This window comes from Streptomyces sp. CA-210063 (assembly GCF_024612015.1).
GTDB lineage: Bacteria > Actinomycetota > Actinomycetes > Streptomycetales > Streptomycetaceae > Streptomyces.
Genome location: NZ_CP102512.1, coordinates 8,106,579 through 8,122,711, shown reverse-complemented (window position 1 = coordinate 8,122,711; position 16,133 = coordinate 8,106,579). Strand labels below are relative to the sequence as shown.

Annotated in this window: 13 protein-coding genes; all 13 read right to left on the bottom strand. The window is 69.5% G+C overall.

The features are described from left to right. Positions 1 to 48: 48 nt before the first annotated feature. Positions 49 to 1,704, bottom strand: coding sequence for a glucose-6-phosphate isomerase (pgi, locus tag JIX56_RS35450; RefSeq protein ID WP_257546667.1), 1,656 nt, complete (start codon positions 1,702 to 1,704; stop codon positions 49 to 51). Positions 1,705 to 1,778: 74 nt separating this feature from the next. After that, on the bottom strand, positions 1,779 to 1,967 hold the full coding sequence (locus JIX56_RS48155) for a hypothetical protein (RefSeq protein ID WP_443031931.1): 189 nt from the start codon (positions 1,965 to 1,967) through the stop codon (positions 1,779 to 1,781). 576 nt (positions 1,968 to 2,543) lie between these two features. Further along, entirely contained in the window at positions 2,544 to 2,879 is a 336-nt protein-coding gene (locus JIX56_RS35440; protein ID WP_003957010.1) for an RNA polymerase-binding protein RbpA, read from the bottom strand. A gap of 230 nt (positions 2,880 to 3,109) precedes the next feature. Continuing rightward, positions 3,110 to 3,340, bottom strand: a complete 231-nt coding sequence (gene secG, locus JIX56_RS35435) for a preprotein translocase subunit SecG (protein ID WP_029181151.1) — start codon at positions 3,338 to 3,340, stop codon at positions 3,110 to 3,112. Positions 3,341 to 3,442: 102 nt separating this feature from the next. After that, on the bottom strand, positions 3,443 to 4,219 hold the full coding sequence (gene tpiA, locus JIX56_RS35430; RefSeq protein ID WP_257546665.1) for a triose-phosphate isomerase: 777 nt from the start codon (positions 4,217 to 4,219) through the stop codon (positions 3,443 to 3,445). A 6-nt stretch (positions 4,220 to 4,225) separates the two neighbouring features. Beyond that, on the bottom strand, positions 4,226 to 5,437 hold the full coding sequence (locus JIX56_RS35425; protein ID WP_257546663.1) for a phosphoglycerate kinase: 1,212 nt from the start codon (positions 5,435 to 5,437) through the stop codon (positions 4,226 to 4,228). Positions 5,438 to 5,572: 135 nt separating this feature from the next. After that, a complete protein-coding gene (gene gap, locus JIX56_RS35420; RefSeq protein ID WP_257546662.1) occupies positions 5,573 to 6,583 on the bottom strand; it encodes a type I glyceraldehyde-3-phosphate dehydrogenase in 1,011 nt (336 codons plus the stop codon). Between the two features lie 268 nt (positions 6,584 to 6,851). Further along, on the bottom strand, positions 6,852 to 9,806 hold the full coding sequence (locus JIX56_RS35415) for a M14 family metallopeptidase (protein WP_257546661.1): 2,955 nt from the start codon (positions 9,804 to 9,806) through the stop codon (positions 6,852 to 6,854). 174 nt (positions 9,807 to 9,980) lie between these two features. After that, the gene (gene whiA / locus JIX56_RS35410; RefSeq protein WP_257546660.1) at positions 9,981 to 10,970 is read right to left on the bottom strand and encodes a DNA-binding protein WhiA; all 990 of its coding nucleotides are present in this window, start codon (positions 10,968 to 10,970) and stop codon (positions 9,981 to 9,983) included. Further along, positions 10,961 to 12,031 (bottom strand): gluconeogenesis factor YvcK family protein, encoded by a 1,071-nt coding sequence (locus tag JIX56_RS35405; RefSeq protein ID WP_257546659.1) that lies wholly within the window; start codon positions 12,029 to 12,031, stop codon positions 10,961 to 10,963. The genes whiA and JIX56_RS35405 overlap by 10 nt, the downstream gene beginning before the upstream one ends. After that, entirely contained in the window at positions 12,028 to 13,080 is a 1,053-nt protein-coding gene (gene rapZ, locus JIX56_RS35400) for an RNase adapter RapZ (protein WP_257546657.1), read from the bottom strand. Before rapZ ends, JIX56_RS35405 begins: the two co-directional genes overlap by 4 nt. Further along, on the bottom strand, positions 13,077 to 15,155 hold the full coding sequence (gene uvrC / locus JIX56_RS35395) for an excinuclease ABC subunit UvrC (protein ID WP_257546655.1): 2,079 nt from the start codon (positions 15,153 to 15,155) through the stop codon (positions 13,077 to 13,079). Before uvrC ends, rapZ begins: the two co-directional genes overlap by 4 nt. Positions 15,156 to 15,298: 143 nt before the next feature. Further along, complete coding sequence (locus JIX56_RS35390) at positions 15,299 to 15,970, bottom strand: response regulator transcription factor (protein WP_257546653.1); 672 nt, start codon at positions 15,968 to 15,970, stop codon at positions 15,299 to 15,301. Between the last annotated feature and the right edge of the window lie 163 nt (positions 15,971 to 16,133).

Sequence of the window (16,133 nt, the reverse complement as noted above, 5' to 3'; positions counted from 1 at the left end):
TGGGGGGGCGGACGTCGCGCGGCTGCCCGCCTCCCCGCCCCCGTACGGCTACTGCCGCCCGCGCAGCGCCCGGTACTTGGCGACCAGTGCCTTCGTGGACTCGTCGAGCCCCGGCACCTCGGCCCCCTCCGTCAGCGCCGGCTCGACCCGCTTGGCGAGGACCTTGCCCAGTTCGACGCCCCACTGGTCGAAGGAGTCGATGTTCCAGACGGCACCCTGGACGAACACCTTGTGCTCGTAGAGGGCGATCAGCTGCCCCAGCACCGACGGGGTCAGCTCCTTCGCCAGGATCGTCGTCGTCGGGTGGTTCCCCTTGAACGTCTTGTGCGGCACCAGCTCCTCCGGCACCCCCTCGGCCCGCACCTCGTCCGGCGTCTTGCCGAAGGCCAGCGCCTGGGTCTGGGCGAAGAAGTTGGCCATCAGCAGATCGTGCTGGGGGACCAGTCCGGGCAGCAGATCGGCGACCGGCTCGGCGAAGCCGATGAAGTCCGCCGGGATCAGCTTCGTGCCCTGGTGGATCAACTGGTAGTACGCGTGCTGCCCGTTCGTGCCCGGCGTGCCCCACACCACCGGCCCGGTCTGCCACTCCACCGGCAGGCCGTCCCGGCCCACGTACTTGCCGTTGGACTCCATGTCCAGCTGCTGCAAGTAGGCCGTGAACTTGGACAGATAGTGGCTGTACGGCAGCACCGCGTGCGACTGCGCGTCATGGAAGTTGCCGTACCAGATGCCCAACAGGCCAAGGAGCAGCGGCACATTGGACTCGGCGGGCGCCGTACGGAAGTGCTCGTCGACGATCCGGAACCCGTCGAGCATCTCCCGGAAGCGGTCCGGACCGATCGCGAGCATCAGCGACAGCCCGATCGCCGAGTCGTACGAGTACCGGCCGCCGACCCAGTCCCAGAACTCGAACATGTTGGCCGTGTCGATACCGAAGTCCGACACCTTCTCGGCGTTCGTCGACAGCGCCACGAAGTGCTTGGCGACCGCCTCCTGCCCCGCCTTCAGCTCGGTGAGCAGCCAGTCGCGCGCGGAGGTCGCGTTGGTGATCGTCTCGATCGTGGTGAACGTCTTCGAGGCGATGATGAAGAGCGTCTCCGCCGCGTCCAGGTCCCGGACCGCCTCGTGGAGGTCGGCCCCGTCCACGTTCGACACGAAACGGACGGTCAGATCGCGGTCGGTGTAGGAGCGCAGCACCTCGTACGCCATCGCCGGACCCAGGTCGGAGCCGCCGATGCCGATGTTCACGATGTTCTTGATGCGCCGGCCGGTGTGGCCGGTCCACGCTCCGGAGCGGATCCGCTCGGCGAAACCGCTCATCTTGTCGAGAACGGCGTGCACACCCGGCACCACGTTCTCGCCGTCCACCTCGATCACCGCGTCACGCGGGGCGCGCAGCGCGGTGTGCAGGACGGCACGGTCCTCGGTGGTGTTGATCTTCTCGCCGCGGAACATGGCGTCCCGCAGCCCGAACACGTCGGTCGCGGCGGCCAGCTCGCGCAGCAGCCGCAGCGTCTCGTCGGTGACCAGATGCTTGGAGTAGTCGACGTGCAGATCGCCGACCTCCAGCGTGTACCCGGCGCCGCGCCCCGGTTCGGCCGCGAACAGCTCACGCAGCTGCACATCCCCCAGCTGCTCCCGGTGCGCGGCCAGCGCGGTCCACTCCGGCGTCTGGTTGAGCCTGGTACGGCTTTCTGCGTTCATCTCGGACTTCAGCCTTCTTTCCTACCTGGTCCTGCCTGCGTAGCTTGCCCCGCTGCCGGTCCCAACCTAATTGATCACGACGGAACACGAGCTGTCGTCGCGTCGTCGTCCGGCTCAACAACAGATACGTCCGACTTGAGCGCCGGTATCAGCGCGGCGACGGACAGGACGAAGAAGGCGGCGGCGAGCAGCGCGGGGGTGTTCAGCCCCCAGGTCGTGGCGACGGCCCCGCCCAGCAGGGCGCCCAGGGGTGCCCCGGCCACCCCGAGGGTCCGGAAGGCGCTCCCCCGGCGAGGCTGCCGACCGTGTACCCGGCCATGGCCGCCGCGAACCCGGCGTTGCCCGCGCAGAGGCTTGTCCCGCCACAGCGTCCGCAGCCCGGCGGCGATCTCCGCCGGCGACCAGGGCGGGCAGCAGGGCCGTGGCCGCGTTGTCGAAGAGCGTCTGGAGTGTGGTCAGCGCGAAGGCGAGCGCTGTCAGCAGGGCGAGGGAGGCGTGGCCGAGCGCTACGGCCACCGCGAAGCACGCCACCAGCAGACCGCGCACCACATCCACGATCCACCTGGCCCGCCGCTGATCCACCCGGTCGGCGACGGCCCCGCGTGCGGCTGCCGCCGACTCGACCGATGCCACGTGCCCCAAGCGATTCGATGGACACATCGCAGGTGGCCCCACAGACGATCGGGCTTGGCCGGAACATGAGAAACCGGAACTGCGGTGGTCGGTTCGCTGCGGACCGTCGTGGCTGGTCGCGCAGTTCCCCGCGCCCCTTTGGGGGCGCTACATGTACCCGAAAACCTCCGGCCAGGCACCCCCAGGTGCCCGGCCGGTTTCAACTCCTAGATCTCGCCCCGCAGTTTGGCGAGCGCCTCGGCAAGGATCGCCTCGCCGTCCGCGTCGCTGCGCCGCTCCCGCACATAGGCGAGGTGGGTCTTGTAGGGCTCGGTGCGCGGTGGGTCCGGTGGGTTGTCCCGGTCCTGTCCGGCCGGGAAGCCGCAGCGCGGGCAGTCCCAGGTGTCGGGGACCTGTGCGTCGCTGGCGAAGCTCGGCTGGGTCTCGTGTCCGTTGGAGCACCAGAAGGAGATGCGCAGCCGGGGTGCGGACTCGCCGCGCTCGGCTTCGCCCATCGGCCCCGCCCCGACCCGGCTTCCTCGGATCGCGTTGCCACTTGCCACGGTCGTAACTCCCTGCGTGATGGTGCGGCGAAGCGAGTCGGCGTTTCGCTTCGCTGCGAGCGCCTCAGTCTACGTAAGGCCCAACGCGCGTCCAGTGATGGGAGTTACCTCCTGCCCCCAGACGCAAGCCCCATGATAGGCCGCGCTCGAAGTCGCGTACCCAGCATGGGGCTTTACGTGCGGATTGGTGCGTCCGTGACGCGTTGTTTCGCCGGCGTCGTGGCTGACGGTCAGTTGTTGACCTTCATGAGGATGCCGAGTACGACAATGCACGCGAACCACAGCAGACCGACCACGACGGTGATGCGGTCGAGGTTGCGCTCGGCGACCGAGGAGCCGCCGACGGAGGACTGCATGCCGCCACCGAACATGTCGGAGAGGCCGCCGCCCTTGCCCTTGTGCATCAGCACCAGCAGCATCATCAGCAGGCTGAAGACGATCAGGGCGATCGAGAACCCCATAACCACGGCTGGACCAACTTCCTCGGATTCTGATGGACGACGGGGACCGGCCGCCACGGCCGGTCCCCGCCAAGAGTACGACGTCTGGCTGCTACGGCCTACTCACTGGTCGCGGAAGCGCACGATCTTGACGAACTCGTCGGCGTCCAGGGAGGCGCCGCCCACGAGGGCGCCGTCGATGTCGGCCTGGGCCATGATCTCGGCGACGTTGCCGGCCTTGACGGAACCGCCGTACTGGATGCGGATCTGGTCGGCGGTCTCCTGGGAGTACAGTTCGGCGAGCTTGCCGCGGATGGCCGCGCAGACCTCCTGGGCGTCCTCGGCTCCGCAGACCTTGCCGGTGCCGATGGCCCAGACGGGCTCGTAGGCGATGACGACGGTCTCGGCGTGCTCGGCGGGGACGTCCTTGAGGCCGCCCTCGACCTGGGCGAGGGTGTGGGCGACGTGGTTGCCCGCCTCGCGGACCTCCAGCTCCTCACCGACGCACAGGATCGGGGTGAGACCGTGCTTGTAGGCGGCCTTGACCTTGGCGTTGACGAGCTCGTCGGTCTCGTTGTGGTACTGGCGGCGCTCGGAGTGGCCGATCGCCACGAACGTGCACTTGAGCTTGGCCAGCATCGGGCCGGAGATCTCGCCGGTGTAGGCACCGCCGTCGTGCGCCGAGAGGTCCTGGGCGCCGTACTTGATCTTGAGCTTGTCGCCGTCGACCAGGGTCTGGACGGAGCGCAGGTCGGTGAAGGGCGGCAGGACCGCGACCTCACAGGCCTCGTAGTCCTTGTCGGCGAGGGCGAAGGCGAGCTTCTGGACGTGGGCGATGGCCTCGAGGTGGTTGAGGTTCATCTTCCAGTTGCCCGCCATGAGCGGCGTACGGGTGGTCATTGAGGGTCAGTCCTCCAGTGCGGCGAGGCCGGGGAGCGTCTTGCCCTCGAGGTATTCGAGGGAGGCGCCGCCACCGGTCGAGATATGGCCGAATGCGTTCTCGTCGAAGCCCAGGATCCGCACGGCCGCGGCGGAGTCGCCGCCGCCGACGACCGTGAAGGCCCCCGAGTCGAGAAGTGCCTGGGCGACCGCCTTGGTGCCCTCGGCGAAATCGGGGTGCTCGAAGACGCCCATGGGGCCGTTCCAGAAGACGGTGGCGGCGTCGGCGATCTTCGAGGCGTACAGCTTGCGGGACTCCGGGCCGATGTCGAGACCCATCTCGTCGGCCGGCATGGCGTCGGCGGCGACCGAGGTCGGGGAGGCCGGGGCCTTGCTCTTCAGGTCCGGGAACGCGGGCGCGACCACGGCGTCGACGGGCAGGACCAGCTCGACACCGGTCTTCTCCGCGCGCTCCACGTACTCGGTGACCGCCGCGAGCTGGTCCTCCTGGAGCAGGGAGCCGCCGATCTCGTAGCCCTTGGCCTTGAGGAAGGTGTACGCCATGCCGCCGCCGATGAGGATGCGGTCGGCCTTGCCGAGCAGCTGGTCGATGACGGCGAGCTTGTCGGAGACCTTGGCGCCGCCGAGCGCGACCACGTAGGGGCGCTGGACGTCCACGGTGAGCTTCTTCAGGACGCCGACCTCGGTGGCGATGAGGTGGCCGGCGTAGTGCGGCAGACGGGCCGGGAGGTCGACGACCGAGGCGTGCTTGCGGTGCACCGCGCCGAAGCCGTCGCCCACGTACACGTCCGCGAGGGCGGCCAGCCGGTCCGCGAAGGCGCCGCGCTCGGCGTCGTCCTTGGCGGTCTCGCCGGCGTTGAAGCGGAGGTTCTCGACGACCGCGACCTGGCCGTCGGTGAGGCCCGCGACCGTGGCCGTGGCGGACTCGCCGACCGTGTCCGTCGCGAACGCCACGCCGGTGCCGAGGAGTTCACCGAGGCGGGCGGCGGCCGGGGCGAGGGAGAACGCCGGGTCCGGGGCGCCCTTGGGGCGGCCCAGGTGGGAGGCGACGACGACGCGCGCGCCCGCCTCGGCCAGCGCCTTCACGGTGGGCAGCACGGCACGGATGCGGCCGTCGTCGGTGATGGTGGTGCCGTCGAGCGGCACATTGAGGTCGGCGCGGACGAAGACCCGCTTGCCGGCGACTCCATCGGCGAGGAGTTCGTCGATCGTCTTCATTGAGGGGGCTCCCGGAGAGGACTTGTGGTGCTCGTGATCGTAAGAGGGCCGCTTTTGTACGTGAGTCAGGGCCCGGGCGGCGCGTCCCTGCGCCGCCCGAGCCCTGCTGTCACATGGAGGTGCCTGCTCTGTCGATCAGAGCTGGTCGCCGACGAAGACCGTCAGGTCGACGAGGCGGTTGGAGTAGCCCCACTCGTTGTCGTACCAGCCGAGGATCTTCACCGAGTTCCCCTCCTGGACCATGGTCAGGGAGGAGTCGAAGGTGCAGGAGGCCGGGTCGCTGACGATGTCCGAGGAGACGATCGGGTCCTCGGTGTAGGCCAGGTAGCCCTTGAGGTCGCCGTCCTCGGAGGCCTTCTTGAACGCGGCGTTGACCTCGTCCTTGGTGACCTCGCGCTGGAGGGTCACGACCAGGTCGGTGGCCGAGCCGGTCGGGACCGGGACGCGCATCGCGATGCCGTCGAGCTTGCCCTTGAGCTGCGGCAGGACCAGGGCGGTGGCCTTCGCGGCACCGGTGGTGGTCGGGATGATGTTCTCGGCGGCGGCGCGGGCGCGACGCAGGTCCGAGTGCGGGAAGTCCAGGATGCGCTGGTCGTTGGTGTAGGCGTGGACCGTCGTCATCAGACCCTTGACGATGCCGAAGTTCTCGTCGAGGACCTTGGCCATCGGCGCCACACAGTTGGTGGTGCAGGAGGCGTTGGAGATGACGTGGTGGTTCGCCGGGTCGTACTTGTCCTGGTTGACACCCATCACGATGGTGATGTCCTCGTCCTTGGCCGGAGCCGAGATGAGGACCTTCTTGGCGCCACCGGCGAGGTGCTTCGCGGCGTCGGCCTTCTTCGTGAAGATGCCGGTGGACTCGATGACGATGTCGACACCCAGCTCGCCCCACGGGATGTCCGCGGGGTTGCGCTCGGAGAGGACCTTGATGGTGTGGCCGTCCACGGTGATCGTGTCGGCGGTGTGCGACACCTCGGCCTTGAGGCGGCCCAGGATGGTGTCGTACTTCAGGAGGTGTGCGGTGGTCGCGGTGTCACCCAGGTCGTTGACAGCCACGATCTCGATGTCTGCACCCTGCTCCAGCAGCGCGCGGAAGTAGTTACGACCGATGCGGCCAAAGCCGTTGATGCCTACGCGGATCGTCACGAACCGATCTCCTCGTTGGTACGCCGGCTCAGTGCCGGCGAGCTGTATGGGATGTCCCCGACCGCCTACGACCCTACCTCCCCGGGGCCCGTCCGGTGACATCGAGATGCCCTATACATGCCGGTGCGGTCCGTACTCGCCAGTAGGGGTACGGACCGCCCGGGTTTTGCAAGGTGATTACCTTTTGAGCGGCCCTCCGATCATCTGATTTCAGACGCCCGGAGGGCCGCTCACCAGCCCTTCGTCAGCCGGTCGGCGCAGTCGGCGCTCAGTTCCTCAGAGCCGCCAGCGCCTTGCCGAGCAGTGCCTTGCGGTCGGCCGCCACGGGGACCTGCTCCAGGCCGAAGCCCAGCAGCACGGTGTCGTCCGTGGTGACCGCTCCGTAGGTCTTGAACAGTTCACCCGACAGGCCCCAGTCCTTCACGACCGCCGGGCTGCCCGCGGGCGGGCCGGGGACGCTCCAGGCACCGAGCGACGTCTCGAAGCCCTCGACCGCGCCGGGCGTGCCGCCGACCACGACGGTGGCGTTGTCGGCGAGGACGCCGCGACCGCCGGAGCCGGGGTCGGTGATGTAGCTCAGCGACACCTCGACCGTCTTCCCTGCGTACGCGGACAGGTCGAACTCGACCTGCTGCCAGCCGTCGGAGGCCCCGGTGAAGCTGTTCCAGGAGCCGCTGGTGCCGGTGGGCGTGCAGCCCCCGGAGCCCAGGGTCAGATACCGCTTCAGGGCCGGGTGGCCCTGGATGAAGTACCCGGCCTCGCACTCGACGGGCACGGTCGTGGAGGTGGCGCCGCCGGCCTCCGGCAGCGTCGTCCAGTCGTCCGCCCCGGCCGTGTGCGCCTCGAGAACCGCGTGGTCGTAACCCTCCTCGGTGTTCCACAGCAGCTGGGTACGCAGCGTCGGCTTGTCGGCCGCGCTCACCGAGGTGAGGTCGATGGTGCGGGTGAGGCGGTTCCAGGCGTAGTCGCTGTGCGTGGCTGCCGCCATGGACGCGCCCTCGTACGGGCCGTACGGGTTGACGGTCCCGGGGTACTGGCCCGCGCCGGCGCTCGTGAACTGCGGGAACGTCTCCACGGGCAGGGCGTCGGAGGTGATGCCGAACGATCCGGCGGTGTTCAGCGGGTTGCCGGGCGCGTCGCCGAGCGTTCCCGTGAAGCCGTCGAGCTTGGCGAGGCCCGCGAAAGCGGTGGCGTTCGGCAGGGAGGTACGGCTGTAGGCACCCAGGTAGTACTGACTGAAGTCGTTCGACAGGGTGCCGCCGCCGAGGTCGACGGCGCCGCCCGCGCTCTCGCCCGCCTCGATCAGCTTGCCGCCCTCATTGAGGTAGGCACGCAGTTCGAGCTGGGTGGCGACGCCCGGCCGGACGGCGCCCGTGTAGTGCACGACCTGCTTGAAGTGTTTCAGTACGCCGAGCGCGTCGGGTGCGCCCAGGGTCGCGACGTCCCAGACGAGCGCCTTCTTGCCGTTGGCCTTCAGCGCGTCCACATAGGCCTGCGCCTGGGTCGCGGTCGCGCCCTCCTCGGCGACGACGAGCGTGTCGGCCTTGGGCCGCTCGGCGATCGTGTAGGTGAAGCGCTCGCTGGTGGTGGGCTTGCCACTCTTCGTCTCGCCGGTGAACCAGACCTCGACCTTGTCGCCCGGTTCGCCGTCCTGCACCTTCGCCCGGTACTCGTCGAACCAGAGGTTGTCCTCACCGCCGAACGTCTCGCCGCCCTTCCAGGCCTTGAGCGTCTGGTCGTACGTACGGCCGCGGCCGTTGATCCGGTACTTCAGCTCCTTGTCGCGCACGGACTTGCGGGCGACGACGGAGATCTCCTGGTCGGCGCCGCGGGAGTACGACGTGGTGAAGCCGGCCGGGGTGAAGTCGGGGGCGTCGAGGCCGACCGAGGACTTCGGCTGGTCGGGCTTGACAGCGGACTCGGCGACGGAGAGCGCGAACGGGATGTTCTTCTCGAACTCCTGCTTGATCAGCTTCTCGTCGTCCGGGAACGTGAAGACGGAGGCGCAGTCCTCGGGCTTCCAGGCGTCGTCCGGGTCGATGCTCGACGCGGTCTGGCAGGTCGACATCTCGGGGGTGAACATCGCCGTGCCGTTGACGTTGGCCGCGTGGCCATCCGCCTCACCGTTGGTCGTGTACAGCTCGGAGGAGAGCTGGGGGTGGTAGCCGGGGATCGCGGGGTTCTCCGGTGTGCCGGCCAGCGCCTCGTAGAGCACGTCGTCCGGGGTGGGGCTGGCCACCTGCCAGCCGACGCCGTAGAGGATGAGTTCGGCGGCCGAGTGGTAGTTGATGCCGTACTCGAACCCGATGCGCTTTTCGAAGGCGTCGAGGGCCTTCGTCTCGGGCTCCGAGTTGGGGCCGCCGCCGCGGTAGGTCTCGCTGGTGGGGAACGGGGACGAACCCTCGTTGTCGTAGCCCCACTTGTAGGCGAAGTTGCGGTTGAGGTCGACGCCGTCGCCGACCGTGATGGCGTTGTCGCCGTTGATGTCCCGCACGTTCTTGCGCCACTGGCGGTTGGCGGCGTCCCGGTGGGTGAAGTCGTAGCCGTCCGGGTTGGCGGAGATCACGAACCACAGCTCGGTGGTGTCGACGATCTTCTTGATCCGCTTGTCGGTCTTGTAGTTGTCCAGGTAGTGGTGCATCAGCCGCCGGGTCATCTCCGGCGTGATCCACTCACGCGCGTGCTGGTTGGACAGGTACAGCACCGACGGCTTGGCGCCGTCCTTGGTCTTCTTCGCGTTCTTGGTGAGCTTGACCGCGAGGATGTCCTGCCCCTGGAGGGACTTGCCGAGGGAGACCACCTTGGTCAGGGACGGGTTCTCCTGGCCGGTCCGGAGGATCTCCTCCTTGATGTTGCCCGCGCCGCTGTACGGGCGGTACACCCCGTCGCCGGCGGCGGCCACACGCGCCTCCGCCTTGTTGGTGAGCTTGTGCTCCTCGAGCTCGACGCCCTGCTTCTCCAGGGCGTCCGCCTGCTTGTCGGTGAGGTAGACCTCGACCGAGGCGGTGCCCTTCTCCGGCGCCTGCTCGCTGAGTTCGTGGCCGTCCTGCCCGGCTGCGAGCAGCAGGGGTATCTGCTGCTTCGTCACCTCGGCGCGGAAGACCTTGACTTCCTCCGCCTCGGAACCCTCGTTCTCGGCCGCCTGGGCGAACGGCGTCAGTCCCGCGCCTCCGCCCAGCAGGAGCGCGCCCGCGGCGAGGATCGATCTCGCTCTTCGTCTCATGAGCCCCCCTTGCAGTGATTCGCCACAGCGGCGAACAGACGCCAGGCTCATGTCAGATATGGGCCGCGTCAAGGGGGCATCACAGGCCACACACGGAATTTACCCAGAAAGCCGAATGCCGGTGCCGACAGCCCCAAGTGGGCGTCGGCACCGGCGAGTTGACCTGGTGTCCTGTCACCCCACCAGGTTCTCGGCCATCTCCTCGGTGAGGCTGGCCTCGGTGCTCGGGATGCCGAGGTCCGAGGCGCGCTTGTCGGCCATGGCCAGCAGCCGGCGGATCCGGCCCGCGACGGCGTCCTTGGTGAGCGGCGGGTCGGCGAGCGCGCCCAGCTCCTCCAGGGAGGCCTGCTTGTGCTCCATGCGCAGCCGCCCGGCCGCCGCGAGATGCTCGGGCACGTCGTCCCCGAGGATCTCCAGGGCGCGGCCCACGCGGGCACCGGCGGCGACGGCGGCACGGGCCGAGCGGCGCAGGTTGGCGTCGTCGAAGTTGGCGAGCCGGTTCGCCGTGGCCCGGACCTCGCGGCGCATCCGCCGCTCCTCCCACGCCAGCACGGACTCATGGGCGCCGAGCCGGGTCAGGAGCGCGCCGATCGCGTCCCCGTCCCGTACGACGACCCGGTCCACGCCCCGTACCTCGCGGGCCTTCGCCGCGATCGACAGCCGGCGGGCCGCGCCGACCAGTGCGAGAGCGGCCTCCGGGCCGGGGCAGGTCACTTCCAGGGAGGACGAGCGGCCGGGCTCGGTGAGCGAGCCGTGTGCCAGGAACGCGCCGCGCCAGGCCGCCTCGGCGTCGCAGGTGGCCCCGGAGACGACCTGCGGGGGCAGGCCCCGGATGGGGCGGCCGCGGCCGTCCACCAGACCCGTCTGCCGGGCCAGCTGGTCGCCGCCCGCGACCACCCGTACGACATAGCGCGATCCGCGGCGCAGTCCGCCGGGTGCCATCACGATCAGTTCGGAGCTGTGGCCGAAGATCTCCAGGATGTCCCGCTTGAGTCTGCGGGCCGCCATCGCGGTGTCCAGCTCCGCCTCGATCACGATGCGCCCGCTCACCAGGTGCAGCCCGCCCGCGAACCGCAGGATCGCCGAGACCTCCGCCTTTCTGCAGCAGGTCCGGGTGACGGGTAGCCGGGAGATCTCGTCCTTCACCGCTGCCGTCATCGCCATGGGCCGATCCTTCCATGCATCCGAAAAATACGGTCGTACGCGGCGGCCAACAGCTCCGGGTCGTGCCGCGGAGATCCATCGGTCCGGGCCACCGGCGCCAGCTCGACCGCGGCACCGAACCGTTTGGCGGCGTCGGTCAGGGAATCGCGGTCGGGCACGGCGGCCTCGTCGGCCAGCACCACGTCCAGGGCGAGTTTAGGGGCGTGTCGTGCCAAAACCTCCAAATGACGCTGCGGGGAGAAGCCATCGGTTTCTCCCGGCTGCGGGGCGAGGTTCAGCGACAGCACGAGCCGGGCCTTGGTCTCGGTGAGGGCGTCGAGCAGTTCGGGCACGAGAAGGTGCGGGATCACCGAGGAGAACCAGGAGCCGGGGCCGAGCACCACCCAGTCGGCGTCGCGGACCGCCGCGACGGCCTCGGGCACGGCGGGCGGGTCGTGCGGCACGACGTGCACGGACTGCACCTCGCCGGGCGTGAGCGCGACGGTCGCCTGCCCCCGTACGGTGTCGATGTCGTCCGGGCGCGCCGGGTCGTGCCCCTTGACGAGGGCCTGGAGCTCCAGGGGTACGGCCGACATGGGCAGCACCCGGCCCTGGGCGCCCAGCAGCCTGCCGACCAGGTCGAGGGCCTGGACGTGGTCGCCGAGCTGCTCCCACAGGGCGACGATCAGCAGATTGCCGACCGCGTGCTCGTGCAGATCGCCCTTGGACTGGAAGCGGTGCTGGATGACACGGGACCAGGTCTGGCCCCAGTCGTCGTCGCCGCACAGCGCGGCGAGCGCCTTGCGCAGGTCGCCGGGCGGCAGCACGCCCAGCTCGTCGCGCAGGCGTCCGCTGGAGCCGCCGTCGTCGGCCACGGTGACGACGGCGGTGAGGTCGCCGGTGATCCGGCGCAGTGCGGCGAGCGAGGCGGACAGGCCCATGCCGCCGCCGAGCGCGACGACCTTGGGCTGGGCACCCCGGCGGCGCGGCCTGGCCCCACGTGCCTCGACGGGCCTGCCCTCGCGGCCCTCGGGGGTGACCCGACGCAGCCTGCTCAGCCGCGACGCGGTACGTCCGGTCACTCGCGCCCCATGTCCCGGTGCACGACCACGGTCTCGACGCCCTGGGAGGCGAGGCGGGCGGCGAGCTTCTCGGAGGTGGCGACCGAGCGGTGCTTGCCACCGGTGCAGCCGACCGCGATGGTCACGTACCGCTTGCCCTCGCGGCGGTAGCCGGCGGCGATCATCTGGAGCAGCTCGGTGTAGCGGTCGAGGAACTCCTTGGCGCCGGGCTGGTTGAAGACATACGCGGAGACCTCCTCGTTGAGGCCGGTGAACGGGCGCAGCTCCGGGACCCAGTGCGGGTTGGGCAGGAAGCGCATGTCCACGACCAGGTCGGCGTCGACCGGGAGGCCGTACTTGAAGCCGAAGGACATGACGGTGGCCCGCAGCTCGGGTTCCTCGTCGCCGGCGAACTGGGCGTCCATCTTGGCGCGCAGCTCGTGCACGTTCAGGCTGGAGGTGTCGATCACCAGGTCGGCGTCGCCGCGCAGCTCGCGCAGCAGTTCCCGCTCGGCGGCGATGCCGTCGGTGATGCGGCCGTCGCCCTGGAGGGGGTGCGGGCGGCGCACCGACTCGAAGCGGCGCACGAGGGCGTCGTCGGAGGACTCCAGGAAGACGATCCGCCGGGTGACGTTCTTCGTCTCCAGGTCGGAGAGGGAGTCGCGCAGGTTGTCGAAGAAGCGCCGACCGCGGACGTCGACGACGACCGCGATCCGGGCCACGTTCCCCTGGGAGCGGGCGCCGAGCTCCACCATGGTGGGGATCAGCGCGGGTGGCAGGTTGTCGACGACGAACCAGCCGAGGTCCTCCAGGCACTTGGCGGCCGTGGACCGTCCGGCGCCGGACATGCCGGAGATGATGACCAGCTCGGGGATGGCCGCCTCGGGGACCCCGGGTGTTTCGATGCCCGTACTCACGTGTGCTCCGTCTTCCTGTGGCGCTGGGTGCTGCGAGGCGTGGTCGCCCGCCGCGCTGTGGGCTTCCCCGCGCTCCGCTGTGTGCTCTCGGTGCTGTTCTTCTGGACGCTCTGCGCGCTCCGGGAGTTCTGGGCGCTCGTCGTGCTCGGTCATGTCTCCTGCCCTCGCCGCCGGTCCGGGGCGCCCGCGGCCACGGGCTCCCCCGAGGGGTCCGCCGTCGTACCGGGCTCCTCTTCTTCCATGATCTCTCCAGTGGCCGTGTTCACGGCGGGTGCGGCTGGAGCCGCCTCGGCGAGGGCCGCGGCGATCGTCTCGGCCGTCTTGCGGCCTATGCCGGGGACCTCGCAGATCTGGTCGATCGTCGCGGAACGCAGCTTCTTCAGTGAACCGAAGTGCTTCAGCAGGGCCTGCTTGCGAGCCTCGCCGAGGCCCGGCACGTCGTCCAGGGGGCTCGCCCGGAAGCGCTTGGCCCGCTTGGTGCGCTGGTAGGTGATGGCGAAGCGGTGGGCCTCGTCGCGGACGCGCTGGAGCAGATAGAGGCCCTCGCTGGTGCGGGGCAGGACCACGGGGTCGTCCTCGCCGGGCACCCAGACCTCCTCCAGGCGCTTGGCGAGGCCGCACACGGCGATGTCGTCGATGCCCAGTTCGTCGAGGGCCCGCCGGGCGGCGGCGACCTGTGGCTGCCCGCCGTCGACGACGACGAGCTGGGGCGGGTAGGCGAAGCGCTTGGGGCGGCCGTCGTCGTCCTTGAGACCGCCTGCGGGGCCGCCGAGACCGTCGCCGGAGTCGCCGGACCGGTCGGAGTCGTCGACCCACTCGCCGGTCTTCTCCTTCTCGGCGAGGTACCGCCTGAAGCGGCGGGTGATGACCTCGTGCATGGAGCGGACGTCGTCCTGGCCCTCGAAGCTTTTGATCTGGAAGCGGCGGTACTCGCTCTTGCGGGCCAGCCCGTCCTCGAAGACGACCATGGAGGCCACGACGTCGTCGCCCTGGAGGTGGGAGATGTCGTAGCACTCGATCCGCAGGGGGGCGCTGTCCAGGTCGAGGGCCTCGGAGATCTCCTCCAGGGCGCGGGAGCGGGTGGTGAGGTCGGAGGCGCGCTTGGTCTTGTGCAGGACGAGCGACTGCTGGGCGTTGCGCGCGACGGTCTCCATGAGCGCCTTCTTGTCGCCGCGCTGTGGGATGCGCAGGGAGACATTGGCCCCGCGCCGCCCGGTGAGCCACTCCTGGACGGGCCCGACGGGGTCGGGCAGCGCCGGGACGAGGACCTCCTTGGGGACGGAGTCGCCGGTCTCCTCGCCGTAGAGCTGTTGGAGCGCGTGTTCGACGAGGTCACCGCTGGTGACGGCCTCGACCTTGTCGGTGACCCAGCCGCGCTGGCCGCGCACCCGCCCGCCGCGGACGTGGAAGATCTGGACGGCCGCCTCCAGCTCGTCCTCGGCGAGGGCGATCAGGTCGGCGTCGGTCGCGTCGGCGAGCACGACCGCGTTCTTCTCCATGGCCTTCTTCAGGGCCTCGATGTCGTCGCGCAGCCGGGCGGCCCGCTCGTACTCCATCTCCTCGGCCGCGTCCATCATCTGTTTTTCGAGACGGCGGATGTATGTGCCCGTCCGTCCGGCCATGAAGTCGCTGAACTCGTCGGCCAGTTCGCGGTGGTCCTCGGCGGAGATCCGTTCGACGCAGGGGGCCGAGCACTTGCCGATGTAGCCGAGGAGGCAGGGGCGGCCGGTGCGGGCCGCGTTCTTGAAGACGCCGGCCGAGCAGGTGCGGACGGGGAAGACGCGCAGCAGGAGGTCGACGGTGTCGCGGATCGCCCACGCGTGCGCGTACGGCCCGAAATACCGGACGCCCTTCTTCTTGTGACCGCGCATCACCTGCACGCGGGGGTACTGCTCGCTCATGGTGACGGCGAGATACGGGTAGCTCTTGTCGTCGCGGTACTTGACGTTGAACCGGGGGTCGAACTCCTTGATCCAGGAGTACTCCAGCTGCAGCGCCTCGACCTCCGTGGACACCACGGTCCACTCCACGGAGGCGGCCGTGGTGACCATCGAGCGGGTGCGCGGGTGGAGGCCGGCCAGGTCCTGGAAGTAGTTCGCCAGGCGCTGACGCAGGCTCTTCGCCTTCCCGACGTAGATCACCCGGCGGTGCTCGTCACGGAACTTGTACACCCCGGGGGAGTCCGGGATCTGTCCCGGACTGGGGCGGTAGCTGGAGGGATCGGCCATGTTCCACACCCTACTGGCGGGGAGTGACAACACGGGGTGCCCTGTGGACAGAGCCAGGGGGCAGCGCCCCGTAGGGGCGCGGGGAACTGCGCGACCAGCCGCCCACCAACCCGCGGCCGCCGAACAACCGCACCCGCCGAGCTCTAACGCGTCTCCAAAAACGTCAGCACAGCCAGAACCCGCCGATGATCATCAGGCTCCTCGGGCAACCGCAGCTTCCCCAAGATGCTCCGCACATGCTTCTCCACGGTCCCCTCGGTCACCCACAGCCGACGACCGATCCCCGCATTGGACCGCCCCTCGGCCATCAGGCCGAGAACCTCCCGCTCACGATTGCTGAGCATCGACAGCGGATCGTCACGCCGCTGCGCGGCCACCAGCTCCTGCACCAGCGACGGATCCACCACCGAACCACCCCGGCGGATCCGGTCCAGCGTCTCCAGGAACTCGTCCACGACAGTGATCCGGCTCTTGAGCAGATACCCGATGCTCCGCCCCCCGGCCATCAACTCCAAAGCGTCCTCGACCTCGACGAACGCCGACAGCACCAGGATCCCGACCGCCGGATACCGCTCCCGGATCTCCCGCGCGGCCTTCAACCCCTCCGTGGACTGCGTCGGCGGCATCCGGATGTCGACGATCGCGATGTCCGGAAGCTCGCTCTCGACGATCTCCATGAGCCCGCCGGCGTCCCCGGCCTGGCCCACCACCTCGTAGCCGACGCGCTCGCAGAGGCTCGCCAGCCCCTCCCGCAGCAGCACGTCGTCGTCCGCGAGCACCACCCGCCCACGCACCGGATGCTGATCGGCCTCCATGGTCTCGGTCTCCCCCTTGCCCGACCTGTCCCGTTTGTCCCAACAGCCTGCCTGAACATGGGTCTTACGGCTAGCCGGAAGCCTAGTTGGGGGAGGGCCATGACGACACCGGAACGTTTACGCACCATGCTCGAAGCAGTGCAGTCACGGGCTGACCGGCCGT